Genomic DNA, 26,417 nt, shown 5'->3' with positions numbered 1-26,417 from the left:
ACGTCAACGATAACGTTCCCTGACTGATTGATCGCAGTGTCTTGAGATTTTTCGCCAGCAGGCTGGCTCCTACAGGGACTGAGGCGTTTGCGGGCCGGAGGTTGGCCCGTGAGAATCAGCTATACCTCTATGAAACGAATGGCGCGCACGATGCTCGAAACAATCGGGTGCAGTAACCGGGGCGTAGAGTCAGCCTATGCAATTTCTAGAAGATAGCCATGGGTGTTCTGGCTGGAACGGCGAAATGGCCGAGCGCATTCGTACGTTCGACTGGAGCGGGACCGAGTTGGGCGCGATCGAAAACTGGTCCAAAAGCCTGAGCGGCACGGTGCAGTTGATGCTTGCTTCGCCGTTGCCGATGGTGATGCTCTGGGGACGGCCAGGCTACATGATCTACAACGACGCCTATTCGCAGTTTGCCGGCGGGCGTCATCCGTATCTGTTGGGGTCACCGGTTGAGCTGGGCTGGCCGGAAGTTGCCGAATTCAATCGGCACGTGGTCGATACCTGCCTGGCGGGCGGCACCTTGTCCTATCGCAACAAGGAACTGGTATTGCTGCGCGACGGTGTGCCGGAAGACGTCTGGCTGGATCTCTATTACAGCCCGGTCGCCAACGATGACGGTTACCCCGGCGGGGTCATGGCCATGGTGGTGGAAACCACCGAGTTGGTGATTTCCGAGCGTCTGCGCCAAGCCGCGGAAAATGCCTATCGCGCCGACAACGAACGGGTACGTCTGGCACTCAATGCCGGAGCCTTGCTCGGCTCATTTGTCTGGGACATCAAGTCCAACGTGTTGAGTGGCGATGATCGCTTTGCCCGCACCTTTTCCTATCCTGCCGGGCAGAGCCTGGACAACCTGCCGCAGGAAATTGCCGAAGCGCGCATCCATCCCGACGATCTCGCCTGGGTTCAGGAACAAGTCAAGCAATCGATGCAGACCGGCTCGCCATTCAACGCCGAATACCGGGTGTTGCGTCCTGACGGCAGTTTCCTGTGGGTGTTGGCCAGCGGTTGTTGCGAGTTCGATGAACAGGATCAGCCTTTGCGTTTTCCCGGTGTGCTGATCGACATTCACGAACGCAAGATCGCCGAAGAATCCTTGCTCAAGTTCACCCGGGATCTGGAGCAGCGCGTGGCCTATGAAGTCGAAGCGCGGCTGGTGGCGGAGGAGCAGTTGCGCCAGTCGCAGAAGCTCGAAGCCATTGGCGGTCTCACCGGTGGCGTGGCCCACGACTTCAATAACCTGTTGCAGGTGATCGCCGGCAACCTGCATTTACTGGCGCGCCACGAACCGGACAACGTCAACGTGCAACGTCGGGTCAATTCCTCGCTTGCCGCTGTCGAGCGCGGTGCAAAATTGTCTTCGCAGCTGTTGGCCTTCGCCCGTCGTCAACCGCTTTCCCCGGCGATATGTACGCCGCAGCAGATTTTTGACGGCCTCGGCGAATTGTTGCAACGTGCGTTGGGCGAAACCATCCTGGTGCATATGACCGCGCCCGCTGAGCCCTGGCGGGTTTTTGTCGACCGCAATCAGTTGGAAAACGCCATTCTCAACCTGGTGATCAATGCCCGCGACGCAATGAAAGGCGAGGGGACGATCGAGTTGAGCGCCGACAACATTCGCCTGGACCGTGAGTTCTGTACCGGCAAAGGCATCGTGCCCGGTGACTATGTACAAGTCAGCGTGGCCGACACCGGGGGCGGCATGGCGCCGCAGGTGCTCGCCCAGGCATTTGAACCGTTTTTCACCACCAAGCCCGACGGACAGGGAACGGGGTTGGGGCTGAGCATGGTGTTCGGTTTCGTCAAGCAGAGTGGCGGCCATATCGAGATGTCCAGCGTCGTCGGCCAGGGCACGCGGGTGGCCCTTTATTTTCCGCGCAGCCTGCGTCCGATGGACAGCGAAAGCAGCACGCCGGACGTGCAGCAGCGTGGCGGACACGAGCGGGTGCTGGTGGTGGAAGACAACGACGCGGTGCGTGCTTCGTCGGTGGAATTGCTGCGAGAGGAGGGCTATGAGGTGCTGACCGCCGCGAACGCCGATGTCGCCATGCAAATGCTGTTGGAGGGCGTATCGGTGGATCTGATTTTTACCGATGTGGTCATGCCTGGCCTGATCAAGAGTTCGGACCTGGCCGCCTGGGCCAAGGTGCAAAATCCTCCGGTGGCGGTGCTGTTCACCTCAGGGCATACCCGTGACATCATCTCGCGTAATCACCAGCTCAGCCCCGATACCCATCTGCTGAGCAAACCCTACAGCCCGGATGCGCTGACCCGGATGATTCGCACGGTCCTCAACGGCTGACACCGGATTTTTTCGCGACCTTACTTTTCAAGGCTACCCGATGACTTCAACGCGCACCTCCAACCCAAAATCCGGCATGGTCAGGGTGCGCGGCGCCCGGGAACACAATCTCAAGAACGTCGACGTCGATATCCCGCGCGATGCCTTGGTCGTGTTCACCGGCGTGTCCGGATCGGGCAAGTCGTCACTGGCGTTTTCGACGTTGTATGCCGAAGCGCAACGGCGTTATTTCGAATCGGTGGCGCCGTATGCGCGGCGGTTGATCGATCAGGTCGGCGTGCCGGACGTGGACTCCATCGAAGGCTTGCCGCCTGCCGTCGCCTTGCAGCAGCAACGGGGCACGCCGAGTACACGTTCTTCGGTGGGCAGCGTAACGACGCTGTCGAGCCTGATCCGCATGTTGTATTCCCGTGCCGGCAGCTACCCGGCGGGGCAACCGATGCTGTATGCCGAAGACTTTTCCCCGAATACACCGCAAGGCGCCTGCCCTGAGTGCCATGGGCTGGGCCGGGTCTATGAAGTCACCGAAGCGCTGATGGTGCCGGACCCGAACCTGACCATCCGCCAGCGTGCCGTGGCGTCCTGGCCGTTGGCATGGCAGGGCCAGAACCTGCGGGACATTCTGGTGACCATGGGCTATGACGTCGATATTCCTTGGCGCAAACTGCCGAAAAAACAGCGCGACTGGATTCTCTTCACTGAAGAAACGCCTACGGTGCCGGTGTATGCCGGGCTTACGCCGGAAGAAACCCGGGTCGCCCTCAAGCGCAAAATGGAGCCGAGTTACCAGGGCACCTTCACCGGCGCGCGGCGCTACATCCTGCACACGTTTACCCACTCGCAAAGTGCGCTGATGAAGAAGCGTGTTTCGCAATTCATGCTCGGCAGCCCTTGCCCTTTGTGTGAAGGCAAACGCCTCAAGCGCGAGGCGTTGTCGGTGACCTTCGCCGGCTACGACATCGGCGAACTGTCGCAGATGCCCTTGTTGCAAGTCGCTGAAGTGCTCAAGCCGGTGGCAGCCCAACACTACCTGGAAGAAGGCGAGGAGGCAGGGGAAGTGCTGACTCACGACCAGACCCGCCAGGCCCGGGAACAACGCGTGGCCCACGGGGCCAGCGGCCATGCCAACGCCCCGGATGTGCGCCACACGCCAAACCTGTCGGTGGAGAAACGCCTGGCTGCACAAAGGATCGCCCAGGATCTGCTGGAACGGGTCAGCACCCTGACCGATCTGGGGCTTGGTTATCTGGCGCTGGAGCGCAGTACGCCGACGCTGTCTTCGGGTGAATTGCAGCGTTTGCGCCTGGCGACGCAACTGGGCTCACAACTGTTCGGTGTGATCTACGTGCTGGATGAGCCCTCTGCGGGCCTGCATCCAGCGGATGGCGAGGCGCTGTTCGAGGCGCTGCAACGCTTGAAAGCGGCGGGCAATACGTTATTTGTGGTCGAGCACGATCTGGAAACCATGCGTCGCGCCGACTGGTTGATCGACGTCGGCCCGGCCGCGGGTGAGCTTGGCGGTCGCGTGCTGTACAGCGGCGCGCCGGCCGGCTTGGCCGATGTTGCTGACTCGCAAACCCGTGCGTATCTGTTCGCCGACAAAACCCGCCAATCGCAAGCCAGCCGCAAGCCCAGCGACTGGCTGCGCCTGGAGGGCATCACGCGCAATAACCTCAACGACCTCAGTGTTGAGTTTCCATTGGGTTGCTTCACCGCGGTCACCGGTGTCTCAGGGTCTGGCAAATCCAGTCTGGTCAGCCAGGCGCTGCTGGAACTGGTCGGCGCGCACCTGGGACGCCCAGCGGTCGACCATGATCCGCAAGAACTGAGCCTGGAAGACGACGCGCCGCAAGTCAGTGGCGGGCAGGTCAGCGCAGGCCTGGATTCGATCAAGCGACTGGTGCAAGTCGATCAGAAACCCATTGGGCGCACACCACGCTCCAACCTTGCGACCTACACCGGGCTGTTCGACAACGTGCGCAAGCTCTTCGCCGCCACACCTGAGGCTCAGGCGGCGGGTTACGACGCCGGGCAGTTTTCGTTCAACGTCGCCAAGGGCCGTTGCCCAACCTGTGAAGGCGAAGGTTTTGTCAGCGTTGAGTTGCTGTTCATGCCCAGCGTCTATGCGCCTTGCCCGACGTGCCATGGTGCGCGCTACAACCCGCAAACGCTGGCGATCGGTTGGCAGGGCCGCAATATTGCCCAGGTGCTGCAATTGACCGTGGACGAGGCGGTGGAAGTATTCGCCGAGCAAGCTGCAATTCGACGCTCACTGGAAGTGCTGCGCGACATCGGCCTCGGTTATCTGCGTCTCGGCCAACCGGCCACCGAACTGTCAGGCGGCGAAGCGCAGCGGATCAAACTGGCCACCGAGTTGCAGCGCAATCAACGCGGGGCGACGCTGTACGTGCTCGATGAACCGACCACCGGCCTGCACCCGCGGGACGTCGATCGCCTGCTGGAACAGTTGAACAACCTGGTGACGGCCGGGCATACGGTGATCGTTGTCGAACATGAAATGCGTGTGGTCGCGCAGAGTGACTGGGTGATCGATATCGGACCGGGAGCCGGAGATCAGGGCGGCAAGATTGTCGTGGCAGGGACGCCGCAGAAAGTCGCGAAGAACAAAAAGAGCCGGACAGCGCCGTTTTTGGGTCGTGCCTTGTGATCAATCCCTGTGGCAGCCCGCCTGCCGGCGAAAAATCTCCCGACACCACGATCATTCAGACAGGGCACGTTACCGTTGACGCCCATCGCCTACAGGGTTTGAAGGTCATCAGGTGCCGTCGATCGTACGCCGCACCTTGTCCAGCAGTTCCTTGATCTGGAACGGCTTGATCAGCATGTCCATGCCGTCACCGAGGAACACCTGGCGGTTGATTGCGGTTTCGGCGTAGCCGGTCATGAACAGGATCGGCAAGGTACTGCGCCATCCACGGGCAACATCGGCCAACTCCCGACCGGTCATGCGTGGCAGGCCGACGTCGGTGAGCAACAAGTCAATGGATTGATCATTCTGCAAGCGCTCCAGGGCTTCCTCGATCTCGGCGACCTGCGTGCAGCGATAACCGGCGTCCACCAAAACCTCGGCGACGAACATGCGCACCGACGGAGTGTCTTCGACGATCAATATGTGTTCGCCCGCCCCTTGCGGGTCGACGGTAGTGGGCAGGATTTCATTGGAGGTAGGGTCGGAGCTGGCCGGCAGCATGATGGTCACTTCGGTGCCGCGCCGGGCCACGCTGCGAATGTGTGCATCGCCACCGGATTGCCTGGCGAAACCGTAGATGGTCGACAATCCGAGCCCGGTCCCCTGGCCCAGCGGTTTGGTGGTGAAGAACGGATCGAACACCTTGTCGATCACGCTGTGGTCAATACCGGTGCCGTCGTCACGCACGGACAAGGCGACATAAGCGCCATCGGCGAGGTTGGGATCTCCGTGGGAATACGCGGCATACGTATTGACCCAAATGTTGCCACCCTGTGGCAGAGCGTCGCGCGCGTTGATCACCAGATTGAGGACGGCACTTTCCAGCTGGATCGGGTCGACCAGGGCAATCGCCGCTTTGCTCGTCAGCTCAAGCTTCAGGGCAATGCGTTCGCCGATGGTGCGCACCAGCAGTTCCTCAAGGGAGCGGATGTGCTCGTTGATGTCCACTGGCCTTGTATCGAGCGGTTGCTGCCGGGCAAATGCCAGCAGGCGATGGGTCAGGGAAGCTGCACTCATCGCCGAGTTCAACGCCGCTTCGGTGTAGAACTGGACCTTGTCGGTGCGTGAATCGGCCACACGCTTCTGGATCAGTTCCAGACTGGTGATGATGCCGGTGAGCAAGTTGTTGAAGTCGTGGGCAATACCGCCGGTCAATTTGCCCAGCGCATCCATTTTTTGCACCTGCAACAACTGCGCCTCGGTGCGCACGCGTTCCGCCACTTCCTTGGCCAACTGGGTGGTGGCGTCGTCCAGTCGTGCCAGATGTGAGCGCTCGCGATGGCGGTGCTCGGTGACATCCTCGACAAACACCAGGCTCAGTTGCGGCGTGCGATACGGCGAAATCTGCCACTCGGTTTCACGGATCTGGCCCTGCACGCGCATGTTCAGGGTGCCTTTCCAGCGTTCGCCGTATGACAGCCGCAAACGCAGTTCGTTGATGATCGAGGCCTGATCGTCGGCGAAACACTCGTGAAGTGTATCGGACGCGAGGTTGTCCACGGTCAGTTGGGCGAAGGCATGGTTGCACTCATGGATCTTCAGCCCGGCATCCAGCACCGCGATAGGCGCCGACACGTTGACGAAGATCTCGCGAAAACGCGCCTCGCTTTCGCGTAGCGCATTCTCGGTTTCGCGCACCCGCAACAAGGTGCGCAGCGTCGCCAGCAGCACGTCCGGGTCTACTGGATGGATCAGGTAGGCATCGGCGCCCGCGTCGAGGCCGGTGATGATGTCCCCGGTCTGGATCGAGGCGGCTGATACGTGGATCACCGGAAGCAAGGCGGTCGCGGGATCGGAGCGCAGTTTGCGCACGATGTCGAACCCGCTCATGTCCGGCAGGTTGACGTCGAGAATCAATGCATCGAAGTTGACGCTGTCGATCAACTCCAGGCCCTCGTTGCCGGTGCCGGCTTCGAGCACTTCATAGCCATGGCGCTCAAGGCGTCGACGCAGGGCGTAGCGGGTGGCGACATTGTCGTCGACAATCAATAAGCGAAGGTCACGTTTCATCGGTGTACTCCGTGGCGATCGCCAGCGGGATGATCACGTAAAAGGTCGAGCCCGTGCCTGGCGTACTCTGGACGCCGACTTCGCCGCCCAGCAAACCGGCGAAGCGTTTGCACAGGGACAGCCCGAGCCCGGTTCCGCGCAGGCGCTTTTGCAGCGGTGAATCGACCTGGGAAAAGTCTTCGAACAATGCGCCATGTAGCTCCGGAGCGATACCTATTCCGGTGTCGCTGACGGCAAAACGCACGTGGGAGCTGTTTTCAAGGCGTGCCGAGACCCGGACTTCGCCATGGGTGGTGAATTTCAGCGAATTGGCGATGAAATTGCGCAGGATCTGCGCGAGTTTCTTGTCATCGGTGTACAGGCGCGGCAGTCCCACCGGCTCTTCGAATATCAGGTCCACGGCGGTCGCGTCGACAATCGGTCGAAACATGCCGCGCAGGGCGGCGAACAGGTCGAACATATCGAACCAGGCCGGCGATATGGTGATGCGCCCGGCTTCTATCTTCGCCAGATCCAGCAGGTCGTCGACCATATCGCTCAGCTCGCGCGCAGAATTGCTGACGAATGCCACTTGCTTGTGTTGCTCGGCGCTCAAAGGGCCATCGAGTTCATCGGTCAACAGACTGGCGATGCTCAGGATCGAGCCCAATGGGGTGCGAAACTCATGGCTCATGTACGACAGAAAGCGACTTTTTAAATCCGAGGCCTGACGCAATTGTTCGGCCTGGGTGTCGAGTTCCGCGTACAGCGCCAGCACACCCTGGTTGGTTTCATCGAGTTCGGCGCGCAGGGCATCGGCTTCCCCCTGCAACTGGGCGATCAGTGCTGCTTGTTCGTCAATCTGAGTCGCAGGTGCGTCAGGCATGAGCGGCCTCCAGAGCAATGACCAATACCGTGACGTCGTCCCGTCCACGGCAGAAGTCGCGGTGCAAAATCGCGGCAATCACGGCGGGATGGCGATGCACCAGGCCGGGGTAATCCTGCAGGTTCCAGCGCGACTGCAGGCCGTCGCTGTACATGATCAGCAACTGTCCGTTGACCTGAGCATAGTCAAAGGCTTGTGCCTTTCGATACTGGCCGCCGACGATGCCGGGATGAGAGGCCAGTCCGCGAGACTTGTCCGCTGCAATCAGGCAGGCGCCGATATTGCCGATGCCGACGAATTTCAACGCATCGTTGCCAGCATCGAACTGCGCAATGGCCATTGCACCGCCGCGAGTACCGACCATGGCCAGATGCATTTCTTGCAGCGCCAGTACCGGCGAAGCAAATGGCGCCAGTGCGAAGGTTTTTTCGCCGGCGCGGGCGGCTCGTTCGGCTTCTTCGCCATGGCCCAGGCCATCGATCACCAGCGCGCTGATGCGTGGCCCGTCGAAGGCCAGGTGCCAGACATCGCCGCAGGCCGGATCGTTGTGCAACGAGTGCTGGCTGATGCCGACGCGGCGATCAGCCGTCTTGTCCTGGCGTGGATACAAGCGCGTCAGCAGCACGGTGCCGCGTGAGTCTGCATACACGTCGAAGACTTCTGTCTGACGCGAAACGGCGCCCAGCCCGATGCCCTGAGTGCCGCCGGTGGAGAAACCATCGGCCAGGCACGCTTGCAGGTCAAAGCCTCTGGCGCGGTCTATTGCGATCATTTCAATGCCGGTACTCTTCCCGCGGGGTAATACCCGCAGGTGCAGTTCGCCATGGGTGGCATGTTTGAGAATGTTGCTGGCAAGCTCGGTCGCCACCAGTGCTACACGACCTGCATCGGTACTGTCGAAGTCATGTTTTTCGGCGAGTTGTTGGGCGGTGCGCCGTGCGTGCCCGATCTGACTGCTGTCTTCGATCACCAGCACCTGGGTCATCGATCCGCCAATATTCAAGTCCATCGCGTGATCGTCACGCGAGTGCCCTGACCAGGCGCGGTGTCGAGTTCGAACTCGTTGACCAGCCGCTTGGCGCCGGTCAGGCCCAGTCCAAGACCACTGCCGGAGGTCCAGCCATCGGTCATTGCCAGCTTGATGTCGGGAATGCCGGGGCCTTCGTCGCGAAAAACCAGGCGCAGGCCGCAACGGGCCTGGTCGTCGAGGATCTGCCAGTCCATGTCGCCGCCTCCGCCGTACACCATGGTGTTACGCGCCAGTTCGCTGACAGCGGTCACCAGTTTGGTCAGGTCGATAAGGCGCATGCCGCATTCCTGGGCCAGCTTGCGTGTCAGTTGCCGAGCCAGGACCACGTCCTGCTCGATGTGAATCGGATGAGTGCCGCTGCTGCGTACGATCATTGTTCACGTACTCGTTCCTGAAGCAGTTTCATCCCGCGTTCGACATTCAGCGCGGTGCTGACGCCGGGCAAGGTCAGGCCCAGTTCCACCAGGGTGATCGCCACCGCCGGTTGCATGCCGACCAGCACGGTCTGGGCATCCATGATTTTCGAGAGACCGGAAATCGTCCCGATCATCCGGCCGATAAAGGAATCGACCATGTCCAGGGCGGAGATGTCGATCAGTACGCCCCGGGCGGAAGTGCGGCTGATCCGCTCGGACAAGTCGTCCTGAAGCGTCAGCGCCAACTGGTCGTGCATGTCGACCTGAATGGTCACCAGCAAGAAGTCGCCCATTTGTAATATCGGGATGCGCTCCATAAGCTCACACCGCCTTGCTGATGGTCATTCCCAACCGGGTCAGTGCCAGTTTCAGGGCATCGGCCAGATTGGCTTTGGTCACCACGCCTTGCAGGTCCAGGCCCAGGTGCACGATGGTCTGGGCAATCTGCGGACGCACACCACTGATGATGCAATCGGCGCCCATCAGGCGAATCGCCGTAACGGTTTTGAGCAGGTGTTGCGCCACCAGCGTATCGACGGTGGGCACACCCGTGATGTCGATAATGGCAATTTCCGAACCGGTGTCGACGATTCGCTGCAACAGCGATTCCATGACCACCTGAGTACGTTGCGAATCCAGGGTGCCGATCATCGGCAGCGCCAATACGCCATCCCAGAGTTTGACCACCGGCGTCGACAGTTCCAGCAGTTCTTCCTGCTGACGCTTGATCACCGCCTCGCGGGATTTCTGGAAGGTGCGGATAGTGTGCAGGCCCAGGGCGTCGAGCAGTTCGGAGACTTCCAGAAGCTGTTCGGCCAATAGCGCCGGACTGTCCTGATAGTGATTTTGCAGCAGGGCAAACAACGGCCCTTTCAAGGCGAAGATGAAACTGGCGGTCTGCTGAGAGTCGTGGCCCAGCAGGGCACGGCTATGGGAGAGTTTTTCGAGAAACTGGCGAATGTCGTCCCAGCCCGGGGCGGCGATATTCTGGGTGTTGCCACTCTGCAGGCCCGAGATGATCAGCTCGAGGAACTGCGACGTTTGCTGCTGAAGGTCCTGGACTTTGATATTGCGTGTGGCACCACTGGTTTCGAGGTCGTTTGTCCATTGGGCAAGCAATTGTGCCGAGTTCTTTTTCATTGCATCGAGCGTGGTGGATTGCAGTGCCGCCATGAGACTTTACTCCTTGAGTTTAAGCGCCGACTCCCCAAAAAATGACCGGCGCAGTTGAATGACCTTTGCCGGATGAAATAGTTGTTGGTTTTCCAAGGCTTTTTTTCATTTCGGCACATGGACTTTAGTCGGCGAAGGCCGTTTCGGTAGTTTTTCACGGAGAATCAGTGCTCCGAAGGAACCCTGACGCTCCACCGACTTCGAAACTTCAAGGCTCGGCTATTGAGTCTGGCCGCGCGGATGCAGTGACGAGGACGTAACCATGAAAGAGCAATCGATAACGCCGCAAAAGGATCGACCGCAAAGCGACAACCTTGGCGAACCCGTGGAAAACACCCCGCAGCCGCAAAGCGGCGATGACGCGGTTGACCAGAAAAACCGCCATACCGATAACGACAATGAGTTCAGCCCGGGCTTCAAACCCAACCCGGACCGCCCAAAACCCAGCGATGACACCGATGCCGATATCGACACCGATGGCGGCTGAAATCCGCAAATAAAGAAAGCCGCATCTAACGTGCGGCTTTCTTTTTTGCGCTGCGATCATTTACTTGGCATGCGCAGCTTGCAGTTTCTTCGCCATGTCCAGGTGTTTTTGCAGTCCCGGCAACATTTTCTGGGCGAAGCCTTTGAGTTCGACGGCGCCTTTGGTTTTGTCATCCGTTACCGTATTTGCTTCTTTCTTGAATAGTTCGATGGTTTCTTCGTGGGCCTTGACCTGATTGTTTGCGTAGGCCGCATCGAACGATTCATCGCGCATGTCGAGGATTTTTTCCTTGGCCTGCTTTACCAAGGTGGTTTCGTCTGGCACTTCAATGTCGTTTTTCTTCGCGATGGCCGCCAGTTCGTCATTGGCCTTGCCATGATCGGTGATCATCATGTTGGCGAATGCCTTGACGTCCGCCGATTGGCTTTTTTCCAGCGCCAGCCGGCTGGTTTCGATTTCGGCAATACCACCCGCTGCGGCTTTGTCGACGAAATCATTGGAAGTGGCAGCGAATGCCGCGCCCATGCTGGTGCTCAGGGCTACGACCAAGGCGAGGTGGCGCATTTTGAATCCGTCCATTGGTTTTCTCCGCTTGGTTTCAAGGTCAGGTTTTAAGGGCAGGTTTGATGGGCGATCCGCAGTGATCGTTAAGCTGTGGAGGCGGATTTACCGGCAAAGGTTTTATCGCATTTGCGACAGGACGACGAACGGACGCCGCTGGTCTGACAGGTGGTCGACAGAACCGTCCAACCGAGGCCATTCTGATAGTTGGCGAGCGCAATCAGTCGCGTTCGCTGCCGATTAACAAACGGAGGTGTTCCATGCCGGTGCCACACGACCTTTTTCAGGATCTGAGTTGCACAAAGGAAGAAATCCAGCAGAAACGCACCAAGGATCCGTTACTGGATTCACTGATCAACAAGTATTCCCTGGCAGACGCCGAGGTGGTGAAGGCCGAGCAAGCCAAATCCAGCGATGATGCGGTGACGAAGCTCAAGGCCAAGCGCCTGGAGGTCAAGGACAAAATCGTCAGACAGCTGCAGTCGCGGACCTGATCACGATTCGAGAGTTGCAGGAGCGAGGTTGCTCGCTCCCGCATTGTTCCGGCGTTATTGCAGTGCGCTGCTCAAGGGCAAGCGCGCCATGTTCCTTGCCTTCAGCGAACCGAAATACAACCAGTCTCCATACTCGCGCACTGTGGTAATCGGGGAGTAGTTGCCGCTGCTGCCGTCCTGCAGGTTGGCGATGACCTTGCCTTGCAGATCCAGACCCAGCACAAAACCACGTTTTTCCACGGGTTTGGGCAGTATGGTCATGGCTCGCACGATCATCTTGCGCAAATACGGGTGAGGTGCGGTGGCATCGAGCAGAGCGTTGCGCGGTGCATACAGCGCCACCCAGAAGCGGTCGCGGCCATTGAATGACAGGTTGTCCGGCAAGCCCGGCAGGTTGTCGATGAATATCTCGTGGGTACCGGCGTTCGGTCCGGTCAACCAATAGCGGCTGATGCGATAGGCGCCCGTTTCATTGACCAGAACGTAGGCATCTTCGGGACCCAGCGTCACGCCGTTGGCGAACTCCAGTTTGTCCAACAGGACCGAAGTTTTACCGGTCTGAAAGTCATAACGCAGCAATCGACCGTCGCCACCATGCTCGAAGATTGCCTCGCCATCCTTGCCATAGCCAAAGCGGCTGGAAGCATCGCTGAAATAAGCAAAGTGCCCCGGTTTGTCGATGACCACGTCGTCAGTGAAACCAAAGGGCACACCGTTGGCCTCGGTGGTCAACGCCACCAGTCGACCTTGTGCATCGAGCGACAGCAAGCCTTTGACCGCGTCAGCGATGACCAGCAAGCCATTTGGATGGCGGGCCAGCCCCAATGGTCGGCCACCGGTATCGGCGAGCATTTTGGTGATCTTGCCATCCAGGCTGGTGCGGATGACGCGGCCGTCATGCAAACCGCTGATCAGTGCATCATTTTCCAGCAGCAGTGCTTCCGGGCCGTCGATGTCCACTGCACCCACGCGCTCGAGGCCTTTGAGGCGCTGATTGTCGGCGTAGACACCTGTGGTGAGGGGCGGAGCAGGTGACGGCGTCCAGGCCACCGGTTGCACCTTGGTCGGCATCAGCAGCAGGAACCCGCCAATGGCAACAATCAGCAGCAACACCCAATGGTGGAACCTGATCGATCGACTCACGCGCCGACTCCTGATTGTGCCAGGTGCCTTTGTGCCATCTCGCGCAAAGCCAGCATCGACGCCGCCGACTCGTGATCTATTCGCCGCTTGAGCAGCAACCGATTGGCAATGCGCATCGCCAGACCACTGAATTGATACTCCAGCGTGCGGACAAACCGCGTGCTGTCGCCTTGGGCCTCGCATTCGTAAGTCACCACCAGCGACAGTCCATGGTCGCCATCAGCCCGGGCAATCCAACGCCGTCCGGGCAGATACTCGTCGACCACCCAACGCAAATGCCCGTCGCGGCCACCGGCACGGATGTCTTCTTCGAACCGGGCGCCGGCATGCAACGAACCTTTCTGGCCATTGATCTTCAACGATGATGGATGCCACTGCGGCCAGAGGCTCACGGTGCTGGCGTAGGCGAGAACCTCGATGGGGTTGCCGGCAATCTCAATCTGGTGCTGCATGCGGGTCATGGCTGTTCTCGTCAGGTACGGGGAGGCCTGCTCCGGTTCCCAGTAAAGGGTGCCGAACAGGTAATCCATCAACGGAAAAACAATGTTGAAATTGCGCTCCTGCATCATCTCGCGGCGATGGTGCAGTTCATGCAGGCGACGCATCTGACGAATCCACGGCAGGCGTGTCAGCGGATTGTGCGGCGGCAAATGTTCGCAGGCATGAAACACTTCATACGTGAGATAACCGAGGACCATGCACCCGCCCACCAGGCCGGCGACGTTGGCGTCAAACTGATTGAGCAGCCACCAGAGGGGCAGGGCGATCACCAGTGTGTGCAACACGATCAGCCATGCGGGAAACAGGATCACCCGCCAGTCGCGGGCGTTGTCGTAAGTCATGTGCCCGGGGGCGAAGAAGCTGTGATGGTCGCCGGCATGGCGGGCATAGAACATCCGTGCGAAGGCTTTTTTGTGATGCCCCAGATGCCGATGCACGATGTAAACGCCAAAGCTGAACGCCAGCAGGGTCAACGGCACCGCCAGCCATTGCAGCGGGCGCACCTGGTGCACGCTAGTCCAGAACATGGCGATGGCCAGCATGCCGAACAACAATACAAAAATGCCATGTAACCAGGGGTTGTAGCGGGGGTGGATGTCGGCGCGGTAGCGGCTGCGGAATGCTTCGGTGGTCTGCCTCACTGCAATCACCTGTCGTTTTTATTATCTCCAGCAGATTAGACGATTTCGACAGGTTGTCCCGCCGAACCTTGAGGACACAACGGCCATGATCCGGTGCAAACCGGACTCACGTCAGCGGGTTCCAGCGTTGCGACCAGTCGTCATCGGACTTGATCACTTCGCGCAGTAGATCGAAAGCCTGTTGCAGGGTTTCCGAGTCGCGATCGCGGGAGTAGACCAGGTAGGTGGGATAACTGAATTCCGGGGCTTTCGCGACGGACTCCAGCACGCCGCTTTCCAGATAGCTCTGCACGACGCGGGTGCGGAAATAGCCACTGCCGCCGTTTTCCAGAATGTATTGCAAGGCCAGCGGGCCAAGATTGAAGCTCAGCGCAGCCTTGGCTTTCTCCGGTAACGCCGCATCGTGCTGGCGCCGGAAGTCCGGGCCCCAATCGATATACACGTAAGGGTCAGGACGCGCAGGATGGCGGACGAGGATGAGTTTTTCTTCGAGAATCTGCTCGACTTGCAGACGCGGCCAGTACTCGGGTTGATAGACCAGCGCTGCATCCAGCACCCCGAGTTCCAGTTGACGAAGCAGGTTTTCACCGTCACGAATTTCCATGCGCAGGGCGTGGCCGGGAATTTTTTCCCGCAGTTCAGCGGCCCAACTGAGCATCAGCGGGTTGCACAGGCTGACCTCTCCGCCGATATGCAACACATCGTGGTAACCCTCGGGCAATGGTAGATCGCGCCGCGCCGCTGCCCAGGTTTCCACCAACTGGTTGGCGTACACCACGAAGGCTTCGCCATTGGGCGTCAACCGGGCGCCGGCGCGATTGCGCACGAACAGGGTGCTGCCCAATTGGCTTTCGAGTTTCTGCACTCGGGCGGTGATTGCGGTCTGGGTGACGTGAAGTTTTTCGGCGGCTGCGGCAAGGCTGCCGTGGCGGACGATTTCCAGGAAGGTGCGGGCTAGGTCGATGTCCATGGGGCGGCCGGTGCGAAGAGTGCAGGCATTGTAAGAGCGTAATTGTGCGCAGGCTACAGGCACCGAAAACGACAAATCCCGCCACCAGGGCGGGATTCGTTTGTAGCCAGGCGTGCTCCCGAAAAGCCGGGAGCGACATGCTTAGCTTGGGAACAGCTCGGACAGTTTCATCGCCAGCATCATGTCGCCTTCAGCGCGCAGTTTGCCGCCCATGAACGCTTGCATGCCGTCGGTTTCACCGCTGACGATGCCTTCCAGGGTTTCGCCGTCCATCACCAGAGTGACCTGGGCGTCCGGGTTCTCGCCTTCCTGCAGTTCGCAGGTCTGGTCCTTGACGATCAGCGAAAAGTTCTTGGTGTCGTCGATGCGGAAACCGAAGACCAGGTCCAGACCGGCAGCAGCGGCTGGGTTGAACTTGGCTTTCATTGCTTGTACTGCATCTGCTACGGAGGTCATGGTTTGATCCTTTTTTCTGATAGATAGAGCAGGGTAATTAGAGCTGGGTGATTACAGCCAGGGTCACAATAGTCCGGACTCAGCGAAACGTGATGAGTTCCGGGGCCTTCAGCAGTTGCAGGTGCGCATTACTGTTGAAGGAAGCCAGAGCCACCTCGCGACCACGAAACTTCAAATGGTTGAGCGAGGTGTTGACGATTTGCCAGTTCAATTCAAAAGCCTGTTTGGCAGGCATTTGCGTAATGAGATGGAGCAGGGCAGTGATGGTGCCGCCGGAGGTGAACACGGCGATTTTCTGCGTGTTGTCGGCCTGTTCGAGGATCCGGTGCAGGCCGGCCTGTACACGCTCGACAAAACCCAGCCAGCTTTCCAGGCCCGGCGTGTCGTAGGTGCCCGCCAGCCAGCGCTCGATGATCAGGGCGAAGATGCGCTGAAATTCGCCGCGGTTTTGCGCCGCGTTGCGCAAAATGTTCAGGGCTTCGGGTTCGTCCGGCAGCATGGCGGGCAACAGCGCGCGAATCACTGCGTCGGCATCGAACTCGTTGAAAGCGCAATCGGTCTCGAGGATGGGAACCGGCAGCCCTACGGCGGCAAATTGCGCCAGGGCGCTGTTGGCCGTGTGCTGCTGGCGACGCAGGTCGCCCGCAATGCAGCGATCGAAGCTGATACCGAGTTCGGCCAGGTGTTGGCCGAGGATTTCTGCCTGACGGATACCGGTCGGCGACAGGACGTCATAGTCGTCTGCACCAAAGGAGGCCTGGCCATGTCGAATCAAATAGATGCTGCCCACGTCCGCGTCATCCCGGTACGTTGAAGGTTTGGCGAGGTTATGAGGATGGCGGTGAGCTGTCAATGAAAAAACATACGCTTGTTTGAAATGCTCGTTCCAGCCGTGTTGCCAGAGGTTTCACGGCTGGTCGCAAGGCTGGCGCATGGGTATGCTGGAGGCATCCCGCGCGCGTAGATGTCGCGCATCGTTTGAGGAGTCCCTGTGGAGTTTTTTTCCGAGTACGCCATTTTTCTGGCCAAGACTGTGACCCTGGTGATCGCCATTCTGGTGGTCCTGGCCAGTTTTGCGGCCTTGCGCAGCAAAGGTCGACGTAAATCGGCCGGGCAGTTACAGGTCAGCAAGCTCAATGATTTCTACAAAGGGCTGCGTGAACGCCTGGAGCAAACCTTGCTCGACAAGGATCAGCTCAAGGCCTTGCGCAAGGTCGAAGCCAAGACCGAGAAAAAACAGAAGAAAAAGCCCGAGGCCAAACCACGGGTGTTCGTGCTGGATTTCGACGGTGACATCAAGGCGTCGGCCACGGAAAGCCTGCGCCATGAAATCACCGCACTGCTGACCCTCGCCACCCCGAAAGACGAAGTGGTGCTGCGTCTGGAAAGTGGTGGCGGTATGGTCCATAGCTACGGACTGGCATCTTCGCAGCTGGCGCGTATCCGTGAAGCCGGCGTGCCATTGACCGTGTGCATCGACAAAGTGGCAGCCAGCGGCGGCTACATGATGGCGTGCATAGGCGAGAAGATCATCAGTGCACCGTTCGCGATTCTCGGTTCGATCGGCGTGGTGGCACAATTGCCCAACGTCAATCGCCTGCTGAAAAAACACGACATCGACTTCGAAGTGCTGACGGCCGGTGAATACAAGCGCACCTTGACGGTGTTCGGCGAAAACACCGAGAAGGGCCGGGAGAAGTTCCAGGAAGACCTGGACATTACTCACCAACTGTTCAAGAACTTCGTATCACGCTACCGCCCGCAACTGGCCATCGACGAAGTCGCCACTGGCGAAATCTGGCTGGGTGTCGCGGCGCTCGACAAGCAACTGGTGGACGAACTCAAGACCAGCGACGAATACCTGGCCGAGCGTGCCAAGCAGTCCGAGCTCTATCACCTGCACTATGCCGAACGCAAAAGCCTGCAGGAACGCATTGGCATGGCGGCCAGTGGTTCGGTGGAGCGTGTGCTGATGAACGTGTGGGGACGCCTGACACAAAATCGATTCTGGTAATGCATGAGCTACACCGGCACTCAATAAAACCGCAGCGTTAGCTGCGGTTTTATTTTGGGCGGAAAGTTGAATGCGTTAGTTAAGTATTAGAATCTCTAGTCCAATAAATATTTTGTGCTTATTAATGGCGTTTACTTGTCAGGTGCATTGATTAGAATCGGCTTTCCCTAATCAGCAGCAAGGAAGTTGCACAATGGAAATAAGCACTCAATACAATGGTAATCCGGATGACTTAGCTCTTTTTGTAAAGCTATTGCCCGAAGAGTCCATGTTTCTTATCGATCTACGGCCCAAAAAGGATCACAAGGTTGTCCATCGATCCAATGGTGAAATCCTGTTCACCCTTATCAGGCGCCATCAGCCCAGTCCGTCGAAGCCGGACTTCAAGGTTTTCATCGTAGGTGCAAACTGGGGAAGTTTGAACGGTACGTTATTTGAAGATGTCGCTGCATTGGCATATGCCATTCAGAAAAGAGGACTGCAGCAAGTCGCGTTTTAACCCTTCTTTAGAAGCGAAGTTCAAGTAAGGTCTTGATGATCAACGTCATCAAGACTTTTTTATGGGTGACGGTGGTCAAGGCGAGCCCGCTCCTACAAGTGCTATCTGCTTCTTCCCACATTGCAAAACGTTCACATTGGTTAGAGTGAAATCCTTCCACTGCAACGGACTGCGCAATGAACGAGTATCCTCTCCAACCCCTGTACGAGGCGCTGAAGGTCGCTGTCGACACTACGCTGCCACAAACCCCGACCCAGTTTGCCGAGTATCTGATCAAGCAAAAATGGGCTATCGATCCGCAGGATGCCCTGCTTGTCACCCTCGATTACGATTACCGCGGCCATCCTGCACAGGACGGCATTTACCAGGGACAGGTCGCGAATTCGCAAAGCCTGGTTCAGGTGCTGCTCAGCAATTACCAGACCGTCGGCGACGGGCATTTCGGTGAAACGGCTTTCGGTCTGTACACGCAGCCGGATATCGGGCCGGCCGTTCGCGTCGTTGAGCATGTCGATGAATTCGCCGATGACGGTAGCGGTAATCACAAAACCTATGAAGGTATTTATCGGCAGACAGTGCCGCAAACCTTCGGGCCGCAGACCCAAATCAATGTGCGGCCCGCAGATTTCAAGAAATGGGTCTGGCAGCTGTCTTTCAAGGATTTGTACAGGGACTATGTCGACAAAGCGTGGCCCACCGACGAGGTGATTGCGGCTGCCGAACCTTTTGCCCTGAGAACATCCACCAAAGCCGCGTTTGTCATGTCCTCCTGGCTGCAACGGCAAGAAAACAGCCTGTCTCCAGAGGGCCTGGAGCTGGCGATGCAGGCGGCGGGTTTGCCTGTCGGCCAGACCTGGGGGACATTGACGATCGAGCAGCTGCAAGCCGTGACACGAATGCCTTCGAATGTGCAGGCAAACCGTCTCAGGCTTTACCGATACACCGCAACGGATATCTGGTGTTACCGCGAGCGGTCCAGCGGCAGAGTGTTGATGTTTGTCCCGGGCAACTCTTCACCCTTGCACGAGTTTACCGATACCTCCCAGCTGCGCCGGTGGGTCGTTGACCAGGCGCGGGACGCCGAAACGAGGCAGGCGCTGGCTGCGCACTTCGCCAAAGAGGATCGCAGCGACGGCACCTTTCACGCCGGTGTACTTACCGCGCTGGAGGGCATGGCGCAATACCCCAGGGAGCATCGGTTGACGAAGCAGGCCGGCTTCTTCAATGACGATGGCTATTGGAACCCCGATGATTACATTGCCTTCGACCTGGCTTCCCCGAGAACCGACCCTTTCGCGCAACTGGTATCGAGCATGAAGCAGGCCGCTCAGGCCAGCGTCGATACTATTCGTGATGACGCCCAGGTCAACCGCGATAATTTGAACGCGGTCATCGAACCCATTGTGCAATGGGTCAACCGATTCGGTCCCCTGGCATTGTTCGTCCCGGGCGGTGAGGGTTTTCTGGCCCTGGCCGGGCTGCTCGATGCGGCCTATGGCCTGGATCAGGCAGTAACTGCTGAAACGGCCGAACAGCGTTCCGAGGGTGTGACCCGCACGGTCTTCGGGTTGCTCAACGCGTTGCCTCTGGTTGCGGATGCCACGTCGGCCATTGGCGAAGAGGCTCAGGCTGGCAAGCTGATCCCGTCGCAAGACTTACCGCGCGAACCCGCAACCGGACCCCATCCCGAACCCACCGCATTGCCTGCACCGCCACCTGGGCCAATGCCCTCACGGGTGGATCTGCTGCGGGGCGTCGGCGCGCCTGCGGGCACATTCAGTGACGAGGTGCTGGCACAGATCGGCAAGGTCAGTGCGGTCGACAATGACATGCTGCGCCTGATGCAGTCTGGCCGGCCGCCGACTCCGTTGCTGGCGGACACCATTGAGCGCTTCAGCATCGATCAGGAGGTCATGGCACAAACCCATTCATCCACCGCACCAGCTGACCTTTTCAATCAGCGCTATCAGACGCTGCAGCAGTCCGAATTCGAATGGGTGAAGCTGTTCCAGCGCCAATATCCCGAATTGCCAAGAAGGGCTGTGGAACAGATGCTCGATCGCTATGGGGTTGATTTGACGGCGGCACCGGACGCTTCCCAGGCCCGGTGGCTGTTCAGACAACTCGATGGCAAGGCTCGTCAATACCAGCAGCATGTGCGCTTGAACCGGGCCTATGAAGGTCTTTATATGCAGTCAATCGCCAGTCCTGCGTCGGACACCCTGGCCCTGCATTCAATGAGCCGTCTGCCAGGCTGGCCCAAAGGCTTGCGCATCGAAGTGCGCGAAGCTTCCATCGGCGGACGCCTGCTGGATCGCAGCGGACCGCTCGAAGCGCCGGATTGCCGGATCCTGATCAGGGTGGAGGCGGGATATCTGCCGTCCACGCAAGCTGCTTCAACCACCGATGTCTACTCAGCGGTTGCAGAGCTGTTGTCAGAGGATGAGCGCTCGGCCTTAGGGCTGATATCCAGTGACCCGGGCAAACAACTTAAACTCAAGATCGGTGACCGACCGTTGCCCCGTTCAGAGCTCATGCTGGGGTTGGGCAGGATGGACTCCGGTTTGCCCTTCGAAGCACAGGGCTTGAAAGGCGGAGGTTTTCCGGATACGCCCCACGCCGCGCAATTGACCCACGAAATCATGAGGTTGCAGCTCAGGGAGATCTATCCTGAATTCACCGACGGTGAGGCCGATGACGTTCTGCTACCTCTGGGCAGTGGTGCGCAACGCCACATCGACACGTTGCGCCAGCAAATGCATCAACTCCATATGGACATCGATACCTGGATCGATCAGGTGGGAGTGGATATCGACGAAATGGATATCCCGTTCCTGAACATGGGCGATCCTGGAACAGAAGGATTGACCCACGCGCAACTTGCTTTGCGCAATGCACAGATGGTCCAGGACACCATGCGCCAGGAAACGGCGACTCGTGACGAGTTGGCCGAAGAGTTGATCGCCATCTGGAAAAAACGCGCACCGCAGGAACATAGCCACTATTCAGGCAATCATGTCGATGGTTTCGTGATGGACATGAGCCACGAAGACTACCATCGGCTGCCGGCGCTCAACGTGCGTTTCAATGATGTCATCGGGCTGAATCTGCAGCAGTTGCAGTTGACGGAAGGAGAGACGCTCAATGGCTTTCTGGAGTGTTTTGCGAACCTGCGGACACTCAATCTGCAAGACACTGACCTGCGGTTATTCAACCTCGATGGTGAACTGGAATCTGTGTTGCCACCGGCCGTTGCACAGTTGCAGCATCTGACAACCTTGAATCTGCGTGCCACCCAACTGACCTTTGAGGAAACCACGGCAGCGCAGTTGAGCTCGCTGACCAATCTGCAATCGCTGGACTTGAGCGAAAACCCGTTGCGCGTTCCACCGGTGATACTGGGAATGGACAAGCTACGTTCGCTCAATCTGAACAACACCCGCATTACCACGTGCCCCATCGGGGTCATGGATCAGCCTTACCTGACGACCCTGGATCTGCGCAACAACGGCATTCGCCGAGTGCCGCAGGCCGTGCTGAATCAAGCCATCGCCAGGGATCGGGTGCTGCTGTGGAATAACCCGCTGGATGATGAGGACACCTTGCGGCGGTTGGTCACGCATCGGGAGCAAACAGGCATCAACTTGTGGCTGGGTGCGCCTGGCCCCGCGTATTCGGATCCGCTGGCCTGGTTGAACGGGATTGAAGGAACGCAGCGAAACGCTCGGCTTGAGGTCTGGCAGCGCCTGGCGCTCAGGCCGGGAGGTGGGCGATTTTTAGGAACGATGAATACCCTGACCCTCACCGCGGATTTCCGGGTCAATTACCTGGATCTTCAAACACGGGTCTGGCGACTGCTGGTCGATGCGGATGCATCGGATGAACTGCTGGAGCGCTTGACCCGCAATACGCCGATTCCGGCGGGCGCTCTGGATAACCCTGTCGCGGTGTTCACGGCATTGGAAAGCCGTGCGCAGTTATACCGGGACTGGGCGGCGTTGGGGCAACCGATTCCCATCCAGCAATAAGGATTTCAAGGGCGGGTAGCCAATAGCCCTGCTGCCGATGGGGAGCAGGGCTACAGCGGTCAACGGCGACGGAACAGCGGCAGCGGTTCGTCGGTGGCGGCCTGATAGGTCACCGAGAAGTCCTTGAGACCTTCCAGGGCTTCGTACGGGTCTTTATCGGCACGGATCGCGAATGCATCGAAACCGCAGCGGTGCATGTAGAACAATTGATCGCGCAGCACGTCGCCAATCGCCCGCAATTCGCCTTTGAAACCGTAGCGGTCACGCAGCAGACGGGCGTTGGAGTAGTTGCGGCCATCGGTGAAGGCCGGGAAGTTCAAGGCGATGACCTGGAAACTCTCGACGTCCTCGCCGATTTCCTCGGCTTCTTCATCGGCATCCAGCCAGATACCCAGGCCGCCGTCGCGGGCCAGGAGCATACGGCTGTGTTCGCGCCACAATTGCAGCGGAACGATGTAGTCGTCGCAGTTGGTGATCTCGTCGATGTTGAAATCCTTGGGCAGCAGGTGCCAGGTTTCGTCGACGACGGCGTTGTTCTTAATGATTCGCTGCATAGACGCGTTCCTTGAAGAGGTCGATGCCAATACGCTGATAGGTGTCGATGAAGCGCTCGTCTTCGGTACGTTGTTCGATGTACACGTCGATCAGCTTCTCGATCACGTCAGGCATGTCTTCCTGAGCGAAGGACGGGCCAAGGATCTTGCCCAGGCTGGCGTCGCGACTGGCGCTGCCGCCGAGGGAAACCTGATAGAACTCTTCGCCTTTCTTGTCCACCCCGAGAATGCCGATGTGGCCGACGTGGTGGTGACCGCAGGCGTTCATGCAACCGGAGATGTTCAGGTCCAGTTCGCCGATATCGAACAGGTAGTCCAGGTCGTCGAAACGGCGCTGGATCGATTCGGCGATCGGGATCGACTTGGCGTTGGCCAGGGAGCAGAAATCGCCGCCCGGGCAGCAGATGATGTCAGTCAGCAGGCCGATGTTCGGCGTGGCGAAACCTTTCTCGCGCAATTCGCCCCACAGCGTGAACAATTTGTCCTGTTCAACGTCGGCCAGAATGATGTTCTGTTCGTGGGAGGTGCGCAGTTGACCGAAGCTATAGCGCTCGGCCAGGTCGGCCACGGCGTCCAGCTGCTTGTCAGTGATGTCGCCCGGTGCTACACCGGTCGGCTTCAACGACAGGGTCACGGCAACATAACCCGGCTTCTTGTGGGCCAGGGTGTTGCGCGCGCGCCAGCGGGCGAAGCCCGGGTGTTGCTGGTCGAGTTCTGCCAGGGCAGCGTTCTGGTTGCCGAGGGACTTGTAGTCTGGATCGACGAAATGTTTGGCGACGCGATGTACCTCGGCTTCGGTCAGCGTGGTCTGGCCACCGCGCAGGTGCTCCATTTCCGCATCGACTTTCTGCGCGAAAACTTCAGGCGTCAGCGCTTTCACCAGGATCTTGATCCGCGCCTTGTACTTGTTGTCGCGACGGCCATAGCGGTTGTAGACACGCAGGATGGCGTCGAGATAGCTCAACAGGTCTTGCCACGGCAGGAATTCATTGATGAATGCGCCCACCACAGGGGTACGCCCCAAACCACCGCCGACCAGCACACGGAAGCCCAGTTCGCCAGCGGCGTTGTGCACCGGCTCAAGGCCGATGTCGTGGACTTCGATGGCGGCACGGTCGGAGGTCGAACCGTTCACGGCGATCTTGAATTTGCGTGGCAGGTAGGCGAATTCCGGGTGGAACGTGGTCCACTGGCGGACGATCTCGCACCATGGGCGCGGGTCGATGAGTTCGTCGGCGGCGACACCGGCGAACTGGTCGGTGGTGACGTTGCGCAGGCAGTTGCCGCTGGTCTGGATCGCGTGCATCTGCACGGTGGCCAGTTCAGCGAGGATGTCCGGGATATCTTCCACGGCCGGCCAGTTGAACTGCACGTTCTGCCGGGTACTGATATGGGCGTAGCCCTTGTCGTAGTCACGGGCGATCTTGGCCATCATTCGCATTTGTCGCGAAGTCAGCTGGCCGTAAGGCACCGCGACTCGCAACATCGGTGCGAAACGCTGGATGTAAAGGCCATTTTGCAGGCGCAGGGGGCGGAATTCTTCTTCGCTCAGCTCACCTGCCAGATAGCGTCGGGTCTGATCACGGAACTGCTTGACGCGGTCCTCGATGATCCGCTGATCGTATTCGTCGTATACGTACATATAAGTCCTGTTCTCAGGCTTGGGTCGCTCGGATGCAGCTGCGTTTTTTGCTTGCCGCAGTCCAAGAGCCTCTGCAATTCTGCGCGCACGGCCGCGCACTCCTAATGGAGCCGGGGCAAGATACCAGTTTGCAGTTATGCGCAAAAGTGATGTTTGAGTATATATAAAGAACCAAATCGCCTAACGAGAAGGGTTGTTAGATAACCCACATTTGTCGTGCGGGCAATCATCGTCTTAACTGTGGTCGAGTCCTTATGCAATCACCGATAAAACCGACAAGAGGCGATGCAATGAGCAACCCAACCAAAGCAAGGAAAAGCGACAGCACAGTCGATGCCTGGGCGATTCTGTTCCTGATCATTCTTGTGGTCGGCACCGCCGTATTCTGGGTAAGTCATCAATAACCGACCCGACCGAGCCTCGTTCCGACGATTGTCGGACAAAAACCGCAATAAACGCCGTTTTGCGGACGTTCGCTGGCTATAATGCGTGGCGAATTTCCGGGGGCTCGGACGACACATGTTGAAGTTTCTAAGGGGTGCATTGCTGGCGCTGGGCATGGTCGCGGGACCGTGTGCTCAAGCGGCGTCAGTGCTGTTCCTCAACCCGGGGACCACCAGGGAAGCCTTTTGGGTCAGCTATTCGCAATTCATGCAGGCGGCCGCCGCTGATCTGGGCATGGACCTGCGCATCCAGTATTCCGACCGGGTTCCTGAAAACATTATCAAGCAGGCACGCGAAGCCCTGCAGGGCAGCGATCGCCCCGACTATCTGGTGTTCGTCAACGAGCAATCGGTCGCCCCCGAAGTACTGCGCCTGGCTCAAGGCAGCGGGGTGAAGTTATTCATGGTCAACAATGCCCTGACGGTGGATCAGATAAAACTGCTCGGCGCCCGACCGAACAAGTATCCCGACTGGATCGGCAGCCTGGTGCCCAATGACGAGGAGGGCGGTTACCTGATGCTCAAGGAACTGATTCGCTCGCATCCTCCGGTAGCACCGGGCGAAATGATTGATCTGCTGGCTTTTTCCGGGCTGAAAGTGACGCCCTCGGCGCAGTTGCGGGAAAAAGGCATGCGTCGGGCGCTGGCGGAACACCCGCAAGTGCGTTTGCGCCAGCTGGTGTATGGCGGCTGGACCCGTCAGCGCGCCTACGAGCAAGCCAAGCTGCTGTTCAAGCGCTATCCGCAGACTTCACTGGTGTGGGCGGCCAACGACGAAATGGCGTTTGGCGTCATGCAGGCGTATGTCGAATCAGGGGGAGTCCCGGGCAAGGACGCGTTGTTCGGCGCCATCAACAATTCACCCGAGGCATTGCAGGCTCTGCTCGACAATCGCTTGAGCGTATTGCTTGGCGGGCATTTCAGCCTGGGCGGCTGGGCGTTGGTTGAACTGCATGATTATGACGAAGGGATCGACATCAGCCAGTACGGCGGTCGCGACCGACAGATTCCACTGTTGCAACTGATCAACCGTTCGCAAGCCAAACGACTGTTGGCAATGAGTCGCACGCAGGACTACGGGGTGGATTTTCACAAGCTTTCGGCCAAGGGACGACCCGCGTCATACCGCTATCCGTTCAGCCTGCAAACCCTGATGCACTGACCCGTTTCAGATCCCTGCCAGCAGCAGCACCAGTTTGACGATGCCGAACAGCGTCAGGGCAAACACCGTGGTGAACAAAATCCCCAGGATCACGAAATGACTCGGCTTGCCATGGGTGAAGTCCCGCGCCCGGTTCTTGCCGCTCTGCACCCCGAACGCTGCCGCCATGACGCTGTGCAACATCTGCCAGAAAGTGGGCGGCTTGTTATCGGCTGGATCGTCCATAAACCCTTGTCTCCCGTTTGAGTAAAACAAGCATAGACAACCCGCGCCAAAGAAGATCGGTCGGGAGCTACCCCGGTATAAATAT

23 protein-coding genes are annotated in these 26,417 nt (G+C 58.8%); 8 read left to right on the top strand and 15 right to left on the bottom strand.

The window, feature by feature from the left end; genetic code table 11:
- The first annotated feature begins 196 nt into the window (after positions 1-196).
- Both D8V06_RS17475 and D8V06_RS17470 read left to right on the top strand, forming a co-directional pair.
- On the top strand, positions 197-2,308 hold the full coding sequence (locus D8V06_RS17475) for a PAS domain-containing hybrid sensor histidine kinase/response regulator (RefSeq protein WP_130931406.1): 2,112 nt from the start codon (positions 197-199) through the stop codon (positions 2,306-2,308).
- Between the two features lie 40 nt (positions 2,309-2,348).
- Positions 2,349-4,976: an excinuclease ABC subunit UvrA gene (locus D8V06_RS17470; protein WP_130931405.1), complete on the top strand. Its 2,628-nt coding sequence runs from the start codon at positions 2,349-2,351 to the stop codon at positions 4,974-4,976.
- A 108-nt stretch (positions 4,977-5,084) separates the two neighbouring features.
- Here the strand turns inward: D8V06_RS17470 and D8V06_RS17465 are convergent, their stop codons facing one another.
- Genes D8V06_RS17465 through D8V06_RS17440 form a run of 6 tightly spaced genes read right to left on the bottom strand, consistent with a single transcriptional unit; the run spans position 5,085 to position 10,512 of the window.
- Positions 5,085-7,028, bottom strand: a complete 1,944-nt coding sequence (locus D8V06_RS17465; RefSeq protein ID WP_056852840.1) for a response regulator — start codon at positions 7,026-7,028, stop codon at positions 5,085-5,087.
- Positions 7,018-7,893, bottom strand: coding sequence for an ATP-binding protein (locus D8V06_RS17460; RefSeq protein WP_130903447.1), 876 nt, complete (start codon positions 7,891-7,893; stop codon positions 7,018-7,020). Before D8V06_RS17460 ends, D8V06_RS17465 begins: the two co-directional genes overlap by 11 nt.
- Positions 7,886-8,902 carry an ATP-binding protein gene (locus D8V06_RS17455; protein ID WP_177336553.1) on the bottom strand — a complete coding sequence of 339 codons (1,017 nt, stop codon included), beginning with the start codon at positions 8,900-8,902 and terminating at the stop codon, positions 7,886-7,888. The genes D8V06_RS17460 and D8V06_RS17455 overlap by 8 nt, the downstream gene beginning before the upstream one ends.
- Entirely contained in the window at positions 8,893-9,297 is a 405-nt protein-coding gene (locus D8V06_RS17450; protein WP_056852838.1) for an anti-sigma regulatory factor, read from the bottom strand. The genes D8V06_RS17455 and D8V06_RS17450 overlap by 10 nt, the downstream gene beginning before the upstream one ends.
- The gene (locus D8V06_RS17445; RefSeq protein WP_056852837.1) at positions 9,294-9,656 is read right to left on the bottom strand and encodes an STAS domain-containing protein; all 363 of its coding nucleotides are present in this window, start codon (positions 9,654-9,656) and stop codon (positions 9,294-9,296) included. The genes D8V06_RS17450 and D8V06_RS17445 overlap by 4 nt, the downstream gene beginning before the upstream one ends.
- A 4-nt stretch (positions 9,657-9,660) precedes the next feature.
- A complete protein-coding gene (locus tag D8V06_RS17440) occupies positions 9,661-10,512 on the bottom strand; it encodes an STAS domain-containing protein (RefSeq protein ID WP_130907495.1) in 852 nt (283 codons plus the stop codon).
- Positions 10,513-10,774: 262 nt separating this feature from the next.
- Between D8V06_RS17440 and D8V06_RS17435 the strand changes: the two genes are divergently transcribed.
- On the top strand, positions 10,775-10,999 hold the full coding sequence (locus D8V06_RS17435; RefSeq protein WP_056852835.1) for a hypothetical protein: 225 nt from the start codon (positions 10,775-10,777) through the stop codon (positions 10,997-10,999).
- Positions 11,000-11,059: 60 nt separating this feature from the next.
- Here D8V06_RS17435 and D8V06_RS17430 read toward each other — a convergent pair whose 3' ends face one another.
- Positions 11,060-11,578 (bottom strand): DUF4142 domain-containing protein, encoded by a 519-nt coding sequence (locus tag D8V06_RS17430; protein WP_056852834.1) that lies wholly within the window; start codon positions 11,576-11,578, stop codon positions 11,060-11,062.
- A 242-nt stretch (positions 11,579-11,820) separates the two neighbouring features.
- Between D8V06_RS17430 and D8V06_RS17425 the strand changes: the two genes are divergently transcribed.
- On the top strand, positions 11,821-12,054 hold the full coding sequence (locus tag D8V06_RS17425) for a DUF465 domain-containing protein (protein WP_056852833.1): 234 nt from the start codon (positions 11,821-11,823) through the stop codon (positions 12,052-12,054).
- 54 nt (positions 12,055-12,108) lie between these two features.
- Here the strand turns inward: D8V06_RS17425 and D8V06_RS17420 are convergent, their stop codons facing one another.
- From D8V06_RS17420 to D8V06_RS17400, 5 genes are all read right to left on the bottom strand, one after another.
- On the bottom strand, positions 12,109-13,197 hold the full coding sequence (locus tag D8V06_RS17420) for an SMP-30/gluconolactonase/LRE family protein (protein WP_130931404.1): 1,089 nt from the start codon (positions 13,195-13,197) through the stop codon (positions 12,109-12,111).
- The gene (locus D8V06_RS17415; protein WP_130931403.1) at positions 13,194-14,339 is read right to left on the bottom strand and encodes an SRPBCC family protein; all 1,146 of its coding nucleotides are present in this window, start codon (positions 14,337-14,339) and stop codon (positions 13,194-13,196) included. Before D8V06_RS17415 ends, D8V06_RS17420 begins: the two co-directional genes overlap by 4 nt.
- Positions 14,340-14,445: 106 nt before the next feature.
- Entirely contained in the window at positions 14,446-15,309 is an 864-nt protein-coding gene (locus tag D8V06_RS17410; protein ID WP_056852830.1) for a LysR family transcriptional regulator, read from the bottom strand.
- A 141-nt stretch (positions 15,310-15,450) separates the two neighbouring features.
- On the bottom strand, positions 15,451-15,765 hold the full coding sequence (locus tag D8V06_RS17405; RefSeq protein WP_007987439.1) for an SCP2 sterol-binding domain-containing protein: 315 nt from the start codon (positions 15,763-15,765) through the stop codon (positions 15,451-15,453).
- A 79-nt stretch (positions 15,766-15,844) separates the two neighbouring features.
- Positions 15,845-16,555 (bottom strand): histidine phosphatase family protein, encoded by a 711-nt coding sequence (locus D8V06_RS17400; RefSeq protein ID WP_130931402.1) that lies wholly within the window; start codon positions 16,553-16,555, stop codon positions 15,845-15,847.
- Positions 16,556-16,756: 201 nt separating this feature from the next.
- Here D8V06_RS17400 and sohB point away from each other — a divergent pair, with 201 nt between their 5' ends.
- From sohB to D8V06_RS17385, 3 genes are all read left to right on the top strand, one after another.
- Entirely contained in the window at positions 16,757-17,779 is a 1,023-nt protein-coding gene (sohB, locus tag D8V06_RS17395) for a protease SohB (RefSeq protein WP_130903439.1), read from the top strand.
- Positions 17,780-17,972: 193 nt separating this feature from the next.
- A complete protein-coding gene (locus D8V06_RS17390) occupies positions 17,973-18,278 on the top strand; it encodes a hypothetical protein (protein ID WP_056852827.1) in 306 nt (101 codons plus the stop codon).
- Positions 18,279-18,454: 176 nt separating this feature from the next.
- Entirely contained in the window at positions 18,455-22,306 is a 3,852-nt protein-coding gene (locus D8V06_RS17385) for a DUF6543 domain-containing protein (RefSeq protein ID WP_130931401.1), read from the top strand.
- A gap of 59 nt (positions 22,307-22,365) precedes the next feature.
- Here the strand turns inward: D8V06_RS17385 and D8V06_RS17380 are convergent, their stop codons facing one another.
- Together D8V06_RS17380 and D8V06_RS17375 are read right to left on the bottom strand one after the other, a co-directional pair.
- The gene (locus tag D8V06_RS17380; protein WP_056852825.1) at positions 22,366-22,860 is read right to left on the bottom strand and encodes a DUF934 domain-containing protein; all 495 of its coding nucleotides are present in this window, start codon (positions 22,858-22,860) and stop codon (positions 22,366-22,368) included.
- Positions 22,844-24,502: a nitrite/sulfite reductase gene (locus D8V06_RS17375; RefSeq protein WP_130931400.1), complete on the bottom strand. Its 1,659-nt coding sequence runs from the start codon at positions 24,500-24,502 to the stop codon at positions 22,844-22,846. Before D8V06_RS17375 ends, D8V06_RS17380 begins: the two co-directional genes overlap by 17 nt.
- A gap of 519 nt (positions 24,503-25,021) precedes the next feature.
- On the opposite strand from D8V06_RS17375, the gene D8V06_RS17370 reads away from it, so the two are divergent.
- The gene (locus tag D8V06_RS17370; RefSeq protein ID WP_056852823.1) at positions 25,022-26,107 is read left to right on the top strand and encodes an ABC transporter substrate-binding protein; all 1,086 of its coding nucleotides are present in this window, start codon (positions 25,022-25,024) and stop codon (positions 26,105-26,107) included.
- A gap of 6 nt (positions 26,108-26,113) precedes the next feature.
- Here D8V06_RS17370 and D8V06_RS17365 read toward each other — a convergent pair whose 3' ends face one another.
- The gene (locus D8V06_RS17365) at positions 26,114-26,332 is read right to left on the bottom strand and encodes a DUF2970 domain-containing protein (RefSeq protein ID WP_056852822.1); all 219 of its coding nucleotides are present in this window, start codon (positions 26,330-26,332) and stop codon (positions 26,114-26,116) included.
- Between the last annotated feature and the right edge of the window lie 85 nt (positions 26,333-26,417).

Origin of the sequence: Pseudomonas sp. Sample_24, from assembly GCF_004307605.1 — a bacterium.
Taxonomy (GTDB): Bacteria; Pseudomonadota; Gammaproteobacteria; order Pseudomonadales; family Pseudomonadaceae; genus Aquipseudomonas.
Note: the sequence above shows the minus strand (reverse complement) of the source record. Positions and strands in the feature narration are given on the sequence as shown.

What these genes read in the sequence shown, in the direction of transcription:
- D8V06_RS17385 (WP_130931401.1), top strand. Translation starts at nt 18,455, where the DNA reads ATGAACGAGTATCCTCTCCAACCCCTGTACGAGGCGCTGAAGGTCGCT.
- D8V06_RS17370 (WP_056852823.1), top strand. Translation starts at nt 25,022, where the DNA reads ATGTTGAAGTTTCTAAGGGGTGCATTGCTGGCGCTGGGCATGGTCGCG.
- D8V06_RS17440 (WP_130907495.1), bottom strand. Translation starts at nt 10,512, where the DNA reads ATGGCGGCACTGCAATCCACCACGCTCGATGCAATGAAAAAGAACTCG.
- D8V06_RS17475 (WP_130931406.1), top strand. Translation starts at nt 197, where the DNA reads ATGCAATTTCTAGAAGATAGCCATGGGTGTTCTGGCTGGAACGGCGAA.
- D8V06_RS17390 (WP_056852827.1), top strand. Translation starts at nt 17,973, where the DNA reads ATGGAAATAAGCACTCAATACAATGGTAATCCGGATGACTTAGCTCTT.
- D8V06_RS17460 (WP_130903447.1), bottom strand. Translation starts at nt 7,893, where the DNA reads ATGCCTGACGCACCTGCGACTCAGATTGACGAACAAGCAGCACTGATC.
- D8V06_RS17375 (WP_130931400.1), bottom strand. Translation starts at nt 24,502, where the DNA reads ATGTACGTATACGACGAATACGATCAGCGGATCATCGAGGACCGCGTC.
- D8V06_RS17435 (WP_056852835.1), top strand. Translation starts at nt 10,775, where the DNA reads ATGAAAGAGCAATCGATAACGCCGCAAAAGGATCGACCGCAAAGCGAC.
- D8V06_RS17465 (WP_056852840.1), bottom strand. Translation starts at nt 7,028, where the DNA reads ATGAAACGTGACCTTCGCTTATTGATTGTCGACGACAATGTCGCCACC.
- D8V06_RS17410 (WP_056852830.1), bottom strand. Translation starts at nt 15,309, where the DNA reads ATGGACATCGACCTAGCCCGCACCTTCCTGGAAATCGTCCGCCACGGC.
- D8V06_RS17425 (WP_056852833.1), top strand. Translation starts at nt 11,821, where the DNA reads ATGCCGGTGCCACACGACCTTTTTCAGGATCTGAGTTGCACAAAGGAA.
- D8V06_RS17430 (WP_056852834.1), bottom strand. Translation starts at nt 11,578, where the DNA reads ATGGACGGATTCAAAATGCGCCACCTCGCCTTGGTCGTAGCCCTGAGC.
- D8V06_RS17470 (WP_130931405.1), top strand. Translation starts at nt 2,349, where the DNA reads ATGACTTCAACGCGCACCTCCAACCCAAAATCCGGCATGGTCAGGGTG.
- D8V06_RS17365 (WP_056852822.1), bottom strand. Translation starts at nt 26,332, where the DNA reads ATGGACGATCCAGCCGATAACAAGCCGCCCACTTTCTGGCAGATGTTG.
- D8V06_RS17380 (WP_056852825.1), bottom strand. Translation starts at nt 22,860, where the DNA reads ATGCAGCGAATCATTAAGAACAACGCCGTCGTCGACGAAACCTGGCAC.
- D8V06_RS17445 (WP_056852837.1), bottom strand. Translation starts at nt 9,656, where the DNA reads ATGGAGCGCATCCCGATATTACAAATGGGCGACTTCTTGCTGGTGACC.
- D8V06_RS17450 (WP_056852838.1), bottom strand. Translation starts at nt 9,297, where the DNA reads ATGATCGTACGCAGCAGCGGCACTCATCCGATTCACATCGAGCAGGAC.
- D8V06_RS17455 (WP_177336553.1), bottom strand. Translation starts at nt 8,902, where the DNA reads ATGGACTTGAATATTGGCGGATCGATGACCCAGGTGCTGGTGATCGAA.
- D8V06_RS17405 (WP_007987439.1), bottom strand. Translation starts at nt 15,765, where the DNA reads ATGACCTCCGTAGCAGATGCAGTACAAGCAATGAAAGCCAAGTTCAAC.